The sequence below is a fragment of the Sessilibacter sp. MAH3 genome (assembly GCF_054658275.1).
Map to the genome: position 1 here is coordinate 83,289 of NZ_BAAGIE010000005.1, position 12,980 is coordinate 96,268.

General features: G+C 41.5%; 7 protein-coding genes. 3 read left to right on the forward strand and 4 right to left on the reverse strand.

The window, feature by feature from the left end; all coding sequences use genetic code 11:
* Positions 1-41 precede the first annotated feature (41 nt).
* Both ACYQ2C_RS04740 and ACYQ2C_RS04745 read left to right on the forward strand, forming a co-directional pair.
* Positions 42-1,835, forward strand: a complete 1,794-nt coding sequence (locus tag ACYQ2C_RS04740) for a putative 2OG-Fe(II) oxygenase (RefSeq protein WP_460100258.1) — start codon at positions 42-44, stop codon at positions 1,833-1,835.
* A gap of 6 nt (positions 1,836-1,841) precedes the next feature.
* Positions 1,842-2,756 (forward strand): class I SAM-dependent methyltransferase, encoded by a 915-nt coding sequence (locus ACYQ2C_RS04745; protein ID WP_460100261.1) that lies wholly within the window; start codon positions 1,842-1,844, stop codon positions 2,754-2,756.
* A 25-nt stretch (positions 2,757-2,781) separates the two neighbouring features.
* Here ACYQ2C_RS04745 and ACYQ2C_RS04750 read toward each other — a convergent pair whose 3' ends face one another.
* The 4 genes from ACYQ2C_RS04750 to ACYQ2C_RS04765 all read right to left on the reverse strand — a co-directional run bounded on the left by ACYQ2C_RS04750 (position 2,782) and on the right by ACYQ2C_RS04765 (position 10,437).
* Entirely contained in the window at positions 2,782-5,892 is a 3,111-nt protein-coding gene (locus ACYQ2C_RS04750; protein WP_460100263.1) for a TonB-dependent receptor, read from the reverse strand.
* Positions 5,893-6,191: 299 nt separating this feature from the next.
* Positions 6,192-7,193, reverse strand: coding sequence for a FecR family protein (locus tag ACYQ2C_RS04755; protein WP_460100266.1), 1,002 nt, complete (start codon positions 7,191-7,193; stop codon positions 6,192-6,194).
* 434 nt (positions 7,194-7,627) lie between these two features.
* Complete coding sequence (locus tag ACYQ2C_RS04760) at positions 7,628-8,146, reverse strand: RNA polymerase sigma factor (RefSeq protein ID WP_460050487.1); 519 nt, start codon at positions 8,144-8,146, stop codon at positions 7,628-7,630.
* A 422-nt stretch (positions 8,147-8,568) separates the two neighbouring features.
* Entirely contained in the window at positions 8,569-10,437 is a 1,869-nt protein-coding gene (locus ACYQ2C_RS04765; RefSeq protein ID WP_460100269.1) for a M2 family metallopeptidase, read from the reverse strand.
* 893 nt (positions 10,438-11,330) lie between these two features.
* On the opposite strand from ACYQ2C_RS04765, the gene ACYQ2C_RS04770 reads away from it, so the two are divergent.
* Positions 11,331-12,926: an ABC transporter substrate-binding protein gene (locus tag ACYQ2C_RS04770; RefSeq protein ID WP_460050483.1), complete on the forward strand. Its 1,596-nt coding sequence runs from the start codon at positions 11,331-11,333 to the stop codon at positions 12,924-12,926.
* The last annotated feature ends 54 nt before the right edge of the window (positions 12,927-12,980 follow it).

The window sequence follows — 12,980 nt, forward strand, 5'->3', positions numbered from 1 at the left end:
AAGGAGCGGCTATTTAGCCGCTCTTTTTTTAGGGGTTTATTATGGATTTACATGCAGTAATTAATGATTCATATAAATTAATTAAAGATAAGAAGTATGACTTAGCTTTAAAAAACTTACTTCCTCTGTTGGGGCATTATAGGGTTTGCAATGTTGTGCAGCTCGTTGGAGCTGCTTATTTAGGCAAAAAGTCATGGTCAGAGGCTTTAAAGTACTTTGCATATGCCTTGAGTTTAGAGCCAAAAAATCCAGAATTACATAACCAAATTGCTCAGTCATATAGTAAGTTAGGTTATTACTCAAAAGCAGAATTACATTTTAAAGCTGCAATCTCTCTAAAAACTGATTACTTTGAAGCTTGTGTGAATCTAATCGAGCTTTACATTGATACAAAACAATATGCTCAGTTCGATCAATTAGTGTTTTCACAAAATATAATTGCTGAAGAAAATGAGGACTTACTCTGCTCAGTTCGTGATGCCTACAGAGTTCAAAATAAATTTGAAAGTGCTTTGAAGTGGTATCAAAAGGTTTTGCAGGTTAATCAGGATTCGCTACGAGCTACTCATAATTTAGCGATTTGTTTCAGAATGTTGGGGGACGTGGAAAAAAGTCTTGAAATACTACAAATATGTAATATCGACTCTTCTCACTTAAGACATCTTGAGGCTTTATGTTTATATGATGCGGGGAGTTTTAATAAGTCTAGAACTTTACTAGAAAGTTTGCATATAAAAAATATTAATAAAGTATCATACCTAGAGGCTTTAGCTGAATTAGACTGGCAGTGCGATGAGGCAAATCGTACGGTGGAGCGTTATCAGAAGTTATTAAACAAAAAATATATTAATCATGAAGAAATTTTAATCTCTTTTATTACAATTTTGATTCAATCTGAAAATTATAAAGAGTTAGAAAATCTACTTTCTAAAATTTCAAAACAATGTAGTTTAAAGCTTAACGCCTATGTAGCAAGAGCCTACTCTAAATTAGGGAAATTTGATTTAGCTTTGCCCCTATATGAATTAATTGCTAGATCAGTTAATTCTTTTGAATTTAAAGTAGAATATGCTGAGTTTCTAATTTTGGCAGGTTATTTTTCTGAAGCTGAAACAATTTTGATGCAATTGTATAGTGGTGGTGTTTTCAACCAAAAAGTACTTGGTTTATTGGGTTCGATGTGGAGAGAGAGGGGTGATGAGAGATATTATTGGTTAAACGATTATGATAGGTTTATTGATATTCGTACTATTGAAAAACCAAATGAATATCTATCGCTTGAGCACTATTTGAATGAACTTCAGGACGTTGTGCTATCTATGCATATATCTAAAAAAGAGCCTCTTACTCAATCTGTAAGAAATGGATCTCAATCATCAGGCCGATTTTTCTCAAAAAATATACCCATTATAAAAACTCATGTGCAAGCTTTAAATAAACAAATTAAAGCATTTTTGTGTAAATTACCAATAAATACACATCACCCATTTCTGCAAAGAAATACTAAGTCATATAGATTTTCTGGTTCATGGTCTGTTGCATTAAAGGATGGTGGGTTTCATGTCAGCCATGTTCATCCAGAAGGTTGGATTTCTTCGGCATTTTACGTCAGTACTGTTGAAACTGAGGAGCAAGATGGCGGGAATATCTTATTCGGACGCGCACCGTATAAATCGCTTAAAATTAATTCGGTCGAGCGTGAGATTAAACCAGAGCCCGGGATATTAGTATTGTTTCCATCGTATTTTTGGCATGAGACAAAACCGTTTCATAATAAAAATATAAATGATGATAGTAAAAGAATTACAACTCCATTTGACTTGGTTCCAGGGTGACTGCATATGGCACATAAATCTGAAGCGTGGACAAAATATTGGAGCACTGGTGCTTTAACTAGCTGTTCACCAAAAGATATCAACGGTGTCGAAATATTTAGAAGTTATTGGCATGATTACGCTCTGGGATTGTGTTCCGGGACCACAATAATAGATTTGGGCACTGGTAGTGGTTATGTTGCGTCGATAATTAATACTGCTAATAGAGGTCTTAATGTTATAGGTGTCGATGCATCCAGTGCTGATTATGCTCAAGTGAAGAATGAAAATAAAAATTTAAGTGATGTTTCTTTACTCAATAATACTGACTTTACGACATTTGATTTTTGGCGTAGTCACAGTTCATTTGACACAATTGTGAGTTTGTTTGGGGTTGAGTATTCTAACCTGAATTTATTGCTTGAGTCTTTGAGCGAATTTATCACAAAGGATAATGCCTTTAACTTTGTCATTCATTATGACAAGGGCCCGATTGTGGCTGCGGGAAAGGAGAATATATCCGCTATAAATTTTTTATTACAAAAAGATTCTTTTATACAAAAATTTAACGAATACTCTCAAAAACGCTTAAGTTTACGTGAGTTACAAGAATACTCTCAAGATTTAGTAAGTAGCTCTAAGGGATCTAGGCTTAATAATATTGTGAAAAATGTATTATTAGGTGCTGATTTGGTGCTGAAAAATAGAGCTAATGATTTTTTGTCTTATCAAGTATGGCTAGAACAGACCGAAATAAAATTAAAAGCTGAATTAGAACGCAATAAACAATTGATTGGCGCGGGAAAGTCTTCTAATGATATGGATGATATTTTCCAGCTATTTAGCAACTATTTCGTATGTAATGAGCCAAAACTATTGAGAATGGATGCAGGTGCGGGGATGGTACCGATTGCTTGGTCTTTCACTGGGGAAAATAATTAGAGGTAAATGTCAGTTAATTCGATCACTAAAAAAAATACGTGATTCGACTATAAAAAAAGCGTTGTTTGGGGTTGTAGGCAAAACCGTCAAAGTTATCGGTAAGAGCTGAGGCGACGAAGGGGGGTTCTTTATCAAATATGTTTTCTACGCCCAATGATGCGGTAAGTCCTGATAGGTTTTTGAATTTATAAGAGGCCTGAGCATTGTGTGTAAGCCAGGAGTTTATTTTGCGTGTGCTATCGGTTCTAGGAATGGTTTCTGTCATTGAGTCGATGAAATTAATTCCGTAGTTTATTTGCCAATGGTTTTTGGTCCATTCTAGGTTAGTGCTGGCTTTCCATTCGGGCAGGGCTCCGGTTCCCTGTGAGGATGAGTCTGTAAATATTCCAGCGAGGTCTTCAGGTTCGTTATTACTGCTTTGTTGTTGGCGATACTTTCTTAGATTGACGGCATTACCATTTAAAGCAAAGGCGCCGTATTTTTCGGTTTCGACGATGTAGCGCCACGATATATCAAGGCCAACTACGGTTCGTGTACCTAAGTTAACCGCGGGGGTAATAATTTCTGAGATATTACCTCGCTCGTCGCGAATGATTAAATCCTGGAATTCGTTTGTCGTTGCGTTTAAATCTACCAACGCCTGAGGGTTGGTATCGATGATATCTTTCTGGTCGATTCGAAACCAGTCAAAACTGAATCTCCATCCGGGGAATGCTTCGGGCGTTAAAACAAACCCCAACGTAATATTTTCTGACTTTTCTGGTTTTAAATTGTTGTCGCTCACGAAGGTCGTTTGAAATTGATTGCGTGTGGCGTCGCTTAATTGATTACAGCCCGGTAACACACCTACGTTCTCTGCGATGGAACAAGGGTCTACCAAAAACGATTGTGATTGGAAACCTTCAATCCGTTGTTCACTAATACTGGGTGCTCTGAATCCTCGACCAAAAGTTGAACGCAACAGCACGTTTTGATTGGGCCTAACCTTGATGCCTAATTTAGGGGAGGAGTTGTACCCAAAGTCAGAGTATCTTGAAAGTCTTGCTGCTAGTTCTAAGTCAACAGAATCAATGAGTGGGCCGTTGGCAAGAACAGGAATATGCCATTCGAAATAGCCTTCACCTATCGTTCTTTTGCCATTAACACTTTGGGTTTCGTTCCCACCTACGTATTCTGTTGAATCGTTGGTGCTGTCTACTGCAAGGCGAGTTCGTTCGTAGCGCCATTCAAATCCAATCGCATAACGGCTGGTTCCAGCAGGAAATATCGATGTGCTGCCTTGCAGTTCGGTATTAATACCTCTCAAGTCGCTGGTGCCGCGTGAGCGCTCTTGGAGCCCAATATAATCGAGTTGATCTTGTGTGATTGAGCCAGCCGGGCCAAAAAGGTCTACCGGCACACAGCCGTCTCTGTCTATTCCCTGGCATTGGTCGGCAGGTCCTACCGCTCTGGCAAGGCGCTCAGCATCAACTAAGCCGGTACGCGTCTGCGTAGAGGCAGTTCTAGTCCAAAAGGTATTGAGTGACCAGTCGAAAAGCTCATTAGCGCCATTGATTCCGAAAGAATAGCGGTAGACATCGGATTCATTAATTTGCTCTCTGCTACCAAGTTCGGTAAATCTTCTTCGAATATCGGTGATTTCTTGGTTGAAAGGATTAAAAATATTCCCGGCTGAGACCGTTATTGGTGGGTTTTCGAAAGATGAAAATAAGGGCAGGGGAGCGAGAGTGATGGTGGCTTTTGTGTTGGCGTAGGAGGCATTGGCTTTTATCTGAGTAAATTCATCGATGCCGTACTTTCCAGCAAAATAAATGTTGTCTCGTTCAGACGGAGATGTGGAGGACGTAAATTGGTTGAAGTCGAATAGATCTTCATCAGTTGCCTCTCTGAAATCACCTAAGTCGTCTACTTGAATAATATCATTTACGTTGCCGTTGTTAGCCAAAGACGCCCCAGATTCATTAACTGTAACTACTTGGTCGTTATTAAGGCGAATCCGAGCATTGGGGGTAGAGCTCGATCTTAGGTCGATACCACCTTGGCTTCTTGCATCGGCAGTAGCCGAGAAGTCTCTTTCTCTGCTAAACAATCCTTCTTGCTCGTAAGTGGAAGCCGCGACAAGAAGACTTAAATTGCCCCACTTTCTTCCAGCAAGTAGGCTGGTTGTGGTTGTCTCTAGGTCACTTCGACTACTTTCTCCATAATATTGTTCTACTTGTACGCCTTCAAATTCGTCCCGTAACACGATGTTGACCACACCGGCTATCGCGTCCGATCCGTACAATGCAGAGGCGCCATCGGTAAGAATTTCGACTCGTTCAATCGCATTAGGCGAAATCGTATTTAAATCTACGGAGTCGCCGGCCAAGCCATTGAATGCAACGCGATGGCCGTTAATTAGCACCAGAGTATTATTTGCGGGCAGTCCTCGAAGCGTTACGGTAGCGGAGCCATCGCCGCCGTTGGAGACGGTTGTGCTGGTGGAATTACCGGCAACGGCGGGATTGAATTTTAGAAACTCTATAAGAGTTTGAGCGCCGGTTGCTCGAAGCTCTGGCGCTGTAATCACCGTAACAGGCGCTGAGGCATTAAAATTATGTTCACCGATACGTGAGCCCAGAATGGGCTTGTCGTAAACCGTCACCTCTTCATAAAAGGTCGGTTGTATGTATTCCTTCTCTTGAGGACTCAGTTCCGACGTTCTTGGGACAATTGCCACCACCTGATTATTAATGATTTTTGAACTGAAACGGGTGTTGATGAGTAGTTTCTCGACTGCTTCTCTGGGGGAGTATTGCCCGTTTAAAGGTTCAGCAGATAAGCCCTTTAGAGCGTTTGCGGGATAGATAATGCTTAAATTAAAGACAATTCCCAGGTCTCTAAGGCTGATAGATAACTCTTGAGCGGGAAGGGATAGCAACTTTTTTTGATCGATATTCGCTCGGCAGATGTTAGTAACAAACGCAGCGCCTAGCATGAGTATTGTTGCGAGTATAAGCTTTAAATTTATACTGAATTGGGTTTTTGTGCCGACTTCGACAGCTTTATCCGGTTGTTTGGCAAAAACAGGGCAGCGTGCAGCAAATCCAAGGTTAAAAACCTTAGTTTGTTTGCTGAGTTTAGGAGCCTTTGCCATTCCTAGTTCCGAATATTTCTGTAATCAAAACAGTAAGTTACATGAAATATGCGTTTCATCGATGATTATACATACGCATAAATGTTTATCTGACTGCTTAATTTTGAGGCTTTTTATATAGCCTACTTACACAATAAGCAAGATGTGTACTGATGAGAAGTGGCGTTTACACAAAACTGTTCAAAAATTGTTAAGTTCTGTGTAATAAAAAGAGAGGATTAACGCGAGAGTAGCTTCTTAATGGTTGAGAGATATAGCTAAATATTAAATGAGTCGCTAGATTACGCAGCAGGGTGAGATTATTGGTAGATCTCACCACTCTCTGTCACTGCTAGATTAAAGCTCTCAAGAATTGCGGTCAAAGTACTGGTCGGTGTAGCCGTAGCAAAGGTGCCTGATACACGAAGGGCGGCTAGTTTTGCTTGAGAAAAATACACCGGAGTATCCAGGTAGCGATTAATTTCTTCGATAGCCTCACCCAGAGGCGTATTTTGAAACGTAATGGTCTGCGTTAGCCATTCCACAGAGCGTTTCATCAGGGCTGCATCAGCTTCTCTTAAGCCATTTGAGTTCAGTTTTACTTCTTGATTGGCGCTGACAAATTTGCTTTCTGGGTAAGGAGTCGTTGCACCTTTGTGTTGTTTAACACGCACAATGCCTTCCGTAACAGTCACAGTGTCTGAAGACTTTTGTTTGTAAACGTTAAAAGCTGTGCCGACTGCTGTCACGGTTCCTCGAGTAGTTTCAACAACAAAAGGTCTTTGTAGGTCTTTAGCAACCTCAAAGTACGCTTCGCCATCGACTAGCTGAACAAGTCTTTGTTTGGCCGTAAAGGTGACGATTATTTTAGAGCGAGTATTAAGATGAACAATAGAACCGTCTGGCAAATTAACTTCTAAAAAATCTCCGGCCTGAGTTTGGTATTCAACACTCGGATTTAGCGTTTGAGACTGGTACCAATTCACACTCACAACCGCGCACAAACAAACTAGCGCTAATCCCGTTGCCCAAATGGATAGACGCTTGAAAATTGAACCATCTGAGCATTGATAATGACTTGAGTATGATTCAACTTTCGGTTTGGCTTGCTCGATACTGGCCAGCAGCTCATCGTCTATTTGGCCGGTTAACCGCCATAAATCAGTAATTTCATCAAAGGCATGAATGTGACTAGGGCTTGTGTTTAACCAAGTTGAGAATGCGATTTTATCTTGTTCACTGACATTTTCTGAACGCAAGCGCACCAACCACTCCGAGGCGGTATCTAGTGCTTGTTCGTAAAGGTCAGGGTCTGTATTCACTATTTCGGTTGCCTGCTTTTGTACAATATCGGTGAAATTATAAAGCAATAACTTAGTGCAGCTAAGTTAGAGTTAATCGCTTAAGTTTTACGATCTTATTAATTTTAGTAAATATGACTTAACTTTAGCCAAAAAATGTTCGAAGTGCTTAATAAATGAGTTATCGAATATTTTTTTGTGAATTTTGAATAAATGTTTTCATATAAATAAACGCTAACGCAGTGAGCGCAAGTTGTGCTTATTACTGCGTAATTGGCACAAAACATTGTTATATGGTGCATTTAGATGTTGAAACGAGCTAGAAGGTTTAAGCCTCAAAAGTTGCATGAGGGCCTTAAATGAAAAAAACCCAACGATTTAAAAACAATCATTGGGTTTGAAATAGAGAGGATAATAAGCTTTAAGTGCTGACTAACTACGAAAACCGCTAAAATTCAATCTTTTAGCGTTTTGCGGCAGTGTTTCAGTGCTTGCAGTATGTATTTTTCTACGGAAGACACAGAAACATTCATTTCACTAGCAATGTCGTTATAAGACATATTACGCAATCGGTGCAACATAAACGCTTGTCTGCATTTAATTGGTAATTGAAGTAATGCGTCTTCAACGCGTCTCAGTTGCTCACGTGCCCTTAGTTGTCTTTCTGGGCAGTATGCATCTGACTCCCCGGAGGCCACACCAAATGCAGGATCAGCAGTTTCTGACTGGATGTAGTTGGTATGAAGCTTTTCTCGGCGGATTTTGTCGATCGCCAAGTTAGAGGCAGTTTGATAAAGATAGGCTTTCGGGTTTTCTAGCTCTCCACTTTCTGTAAGACGCTGGATTCGAATAAACGCATTTTGCGCTATGTCTTCGGCATCTTCCCAGTTTTTAACTTTACGATACAAGAACCTTACAAGCCCTTGTGCGTGATCGGTAAATACCTGTTCTAGGGGTGCGTTAGTATCCAGCACAGAAAAATCCTCGTGAGATTCAGATTGATGGAATTTTAGGGAACTCTTGGTTGTCATAGTCTGATTAAAACAAGTTCTATGCCACTGATGGGCCTGTTTATCGTTATATCCGCACAAACCTCATAAGCACGAATCCCTTTGCTTCCAAATAGCTATAAAACGTAAGCCCAAGCCTATTATTTTTATACTTTATTAACTGCTTAGAAGCTTAAAAATTGATATACATCAATAGTTTAGCGCTTTTTTGCTGTGCGCTTAAAAAAGTCCTTCTTGCTCGACGTTGCGTAATTTCAGTATTCAAAAAACCTTAGCAACGGCTAAAAAAACTCAAGTATTTTGTTCTAAGCTTAACCAGTTTCTAACCGGTTAAGCTTTTGTGTATTTAATTGGTGCTTTGTGTGACTTTATTTGGTGCTTGTTGATTATTTCCAACCACAGGATTTACCGCGATTTTCTTTTTCCAGCCACGTCAATAATGGTTGGAAGTATTCCACCATTGCCGATGCATCCATCTCACGCGTGCCAGTGAGTTGTTCCATAGCGTCTTGCCAAGGTTGGCTAGCACCGAGTGCGAGCATGTTACCAAGCTTTTCTCCCGCCGCCTTGTTACCGTAGAACGAGCACTCATTTAGTGGGCCTTCATGACCTGCTGTTTCACAAAGAGATTTGTAGAATTGAAATTGAATGACAAACGATAAGAAGTATCGAGTGTAAGGTGTATTGCCAGGAATATGGTATTTAGCGCCTGGGTCAAAATCAGACTCGCTGCGTTCTACCGCGGGTTTAATACCTTGATATTTTTCGCGCAACTCCCACCAAGCTTGGTTGTAATTTTCAGGAGCAACTTCGCCCGAAAATACTTCCCAACGCCATTGGTCGATAAGCTTGCCAAATGGCAAGAAAGCAATTTTGTCGAGTGCTGCCTTCATTTGCTCGTTAATGGTTGCTTCGTAACTTTTAGTTGGCTCGTCGATTAAGCCAATTTGATTGAGATACGCAGGCGTCATTGAAAGAACAATAGTGTCGCCAATAGCTTCGTGGAAACCGTCGTGTGCGCCTGTTTTAAAGAGCGGTTGTTGATCTTTGTACATCAAATAGTAATAGATGTGGCCAAGCTCGTGATGAATGGTGCTCAGATGCTCTTCGGTAGGCTCAATACATTGTTTGATTCTTGGATCTTCACCGTTGCCCATATCCCATGCGCTAGCGTGACAAACAACGTCTCGATCACGTGGTTTTTCCAGTAGAGAGTGTTTCCAAAAGTTTTCTGGTAACTCGGGTAGGCCAAGAGAGGTAAAGAAATTCTCAGCGGTTTCGGTCATCTTAACCGGGGTGTAATTCTGTGCCTTAAGGCTCTCGGTGATGTCGAGTGATGCTACACCTTCATAGGGTTCTACGATGGGATATATGTTGCCCCAAGTTTGTGCCCACATATTCCCGAGTAGGTGCGCGGGAATTGGCTCGTCGAGAGCAACCTTGTCTTCACCGTAAAAATCCGAAAGCTCAGAGCGAACATAGCAATGCAGTTGCTCGTAAAGTGGTTCGACTTGACCCCAAAGGCGTTCGATTTCTTGCTCAAAGTCGGCAACTGGCATGTCGTAGCCAGATTTCCACATGTCTGCTAGGTTTTTGAAGCCGTAATCGCGAGCTCCTTTGTTGGCAAGCTCTACGAATCGCTCGTACTTGGGTCGCATGGGAACAGAGATGGTTCGCCAGTCACTCCACGCTTGCAGTTGCTCTTGGTAATCTCTCGAGGTGGCCAGTACTTTCTCTAATTCCTCAAGGTCGCGACAGTTTTTACCGTCGGCATCACAGGCTTTACCTGCGCCGTAGATACCTTCTAAATCCGTTGCAATCTGCGAAAGCTCGGCACGCTCTTTTTTGTTGTCCGGGCTTGGCATGGGTGTAGAAAGCAAAATGAGATCGATGGCGCGGCGAGTGGTTGGGTCCATTTGCACGTTGTCGTAGCGCTTGGCTTTATCAACGGCTTTCCCCAAAAACTCCAAATATTTTTCGTTGGCTTTTGCTGCCAAAAAGCCCGTGTCGTCGGTAATGTAAGTGGCTCTTACCCACTGGGCGGCTTCAACTTCTTTGTTGATTTCTAATAGGTCGCGTTGAAAGTCACGGACGAACTTTTCCGGCTCCACAGAGTTGAGCTCAGAATAAACAACAGGTTTGCCGTCGGGTTCAATGGTCACGGTACAACCCGAAATTAGTAGTGCAGCAGCACTCACTGACAGCGCTAGAGACAATCGTTTCTTGGGTGATTTTAATGTACTGCTAACAAACATAAATAATCCTTAAACGAACCGTATAGCACAACGATTCACAACTATGAGGGTGAACAGAGATTAAGCTCCGAGTGATTAAATCGACAAATTTAGGAGTGTATTGCTGCTTTGAATTGAAAGGCTCTGCTTTCAAAACGTTATACGGTAACTGATTGAAAGAAGAGTCTTACCATCAAACTACTAAAGAACATTCGAACACGCAATACAATGCTCTGGGATTGGTCCCAAGCTGTAGATCTAAAAGCTTGTCCGGTTGGTCAAGTTTATAAGAGCTAGCACAACAATTCATCGAGATTGAAAGCAATTGCCCAGCTTTCTGCGCAAGCGTTATATCGGAAGTCCTGCGGTCTCGATGTCATGTATTGAACTGTGCGTTGAACACTTAAATATAAGTAATTTTTATCCGCAGTAATCGAGTTTAATTCTTAAACACTGCGGTGGTTATTTTTATTATTCAATCAGTCAACTAATCCTAATGATCAACTCAGGTTCTTAAATGGCCCACCTCAGATATTTGTTTGGCTTTTATGACTATCTGGTTAAGAGTTCATGAAGCAATCTTGTCTATCTGAATCAAAAAATTCAAGAGTTCGTGGTTAAAAAGTGATAATTAAATCACTGATAGGTTTTTCTACAGGCTGTTTCTGTGTGCAATGGCTGCAAAATGCACGTATTTTGGCGCCAGATTTTGCGTCCCTTGAGGCCATAGAAGCTTGTTTCGTCAACCAAATCTATTCGAACGGTTAACTTTTTCCAGCAAATATTGGTTTCGGCTGTGCGGAATATAAGAAAGCAGGTAGTTTTTGCGGAAACAAATTTGTTACCTTACCTCTAAATAGCACGACGCATTTTGTTGACCAAATCTCGGAACAAAATTAAGGAATTCTTCAATAATGAAAAAGGTGTATCGAAGTTTAGTGGCTGGATTGTTAGCCGCTGGTGTAAGTATGGGCAGTCAAGCGGCTAAGAATTTAGTGTACTGTTCGGAAGGTTCACCGGAAGGATTCGATCCGGCACTCTATACCGCCGGTACCACATTCGATGCCTCAGGCCGTGCCGTCTATAACCGATTGGTTGAATTTGATCGCGGTACCACCGATGTTATTCCGGGTCTTGCCGAGTCTTGGGATATTTCTGAAGATGGCTTGGAGTACACCTTTCATTTACGCAAAGGCGTTAAATTCCATAAAACTCGGTTTTTTAGTCCAACTCGCGAGCTAACGGCAGATGATGTAATTTTCTCGTTCGAGCGTCAGCTGCAAAAAGATCATCCCTGGCATCAATACACTGCCGGTGGTTCTTGGGAATACTTTCAGTCCATGTCTATGCCCGATCTGATTTCGGAGATTGTAAGAGTAGACGATTACACCGTTAAATTTGTATTAAAGACCCCGCAAGCGCCAATGCTTGCCAACCTAGCGATGGATTTCGCGTCTATTGTTTCAAAAGAATACGCCGATCAACTAGAACGGCAAAACAAAAAAGAAATTCTGAATCAAATGCCCGTGGGCACGGGTCCTTTCAAGTTTGTGATCTACCAAAAAGACGCTGTTATTCGCTATCAAGCACACGAAGGCTATTGGGCTGGTAAGCAACCCTTAGATAATTTAATTTTCGCAATTACAACAGATGCCTCGGTGCGACTGCAAAAATTAAAAGCCGGTGAATGTCACGTAGCGTCCTATCCAAACCCAGCCGATTTAGACATTATTCGTAAAGACGGCAAATTAAATTTAATGGAGCAAGAAGGCTTAAACGTGGGTTACATGGCCTACAACACACAAATGGCTCCTTTTGATAAACCCGAAGTGCGCCTTGCACTTAATATGGCCATTAACAAACAAGCTATTTTAGATGCCGTATTCCAAGGTGCGGGTTCTGCCGCGAAAAATCCAATTCCTCCCACCATGTGGTCCTACAGCCAAGAAACTCAGCCCGACGAATACAACCCAGAAAAAGCCAAGGCCATGCTTGAGGCAGCTGGTGTAAAAGACTTGAGCATGAATATCTGGGCGATGCCGGTGCAGCGTCCTTACAATCCCAATGCACGTCGTATGGCCGAAATTATTCAATCCGATTTTGCGAAAATTGGTGTAAAGGTCAATATCGTTTCTTACGAGTGGGGTGAATATCTTAGCCGTTCTAAAGAGGTTGATCGCGATGGTGCCTTATTAATGGGTTGGACGGGTGACAATGGTGATCCAGATAATTTCTTAGCTGTGCTTTTAGGTTGTGACGGTGTTGGTGGCTCTAACCGAGCGCAATGGTGTAACGAAGAATTCGATCAATTGATTCAGAAAGCAAAAACCTTGTCTGATAAGTCAGAACGAGCCGAGCTTTATAAACAAGCCCAGGCGGTATTCAAACGTGAAGCGCCTTGGGCCACTATCGCGCATTCCGTGGTATTTATGCCGATGTCTACACGCGTGCAAAATTACCGTATGGATCCACTGGGTAGTCACCGTTTTGATGGCGTAGACATACAGTAAATCGAAATCGACTGAACATTTATAGGGCTAAAGCCGATTCTTAAAAAGGTTTAC

Excerpts from the sequence above, each read along its gene's own strand:
- ACYQ2C_RS04765 (WP_460100269.1), bottom strand. The coding sequence starts at position 10,437 with ATGTTTGTTAGCAGTACATTAAAATCACCCAAGAAACGATTGTCTCTA.
- ACYQ2C_RS04740 (WP_460100258.1), top strand. The coding sequence starts at position 42 with ATGGATTTACATGCAGTAATTAATGATTCATATAAATTAATTAAAGAT.
- ACYQ2C_RS04745 (WP_460100261.1), top strand. The coding sequence starts at position 1,842 with ATGGCACATAAATCTGAAGCGTGGACAAAATATTGGAGCACTGGTGCT.
- ACYQ2C_RS04770 (WP_460050483.1), top strand. The coding sequence starts at position 11,331 with ATGAAAAAGGTGTATCGAAGTTTAGTGGCTGGATTGTTAGCCGCTGGT.
- ACYQ2C_RS04750 (WP_460100263.1), bottom strand. The coding sequence starts at position 5,892 with ATGGCAAAGGCTCCTAAACTCAGCAAACAAACTAAGGTTTTTAACCTT.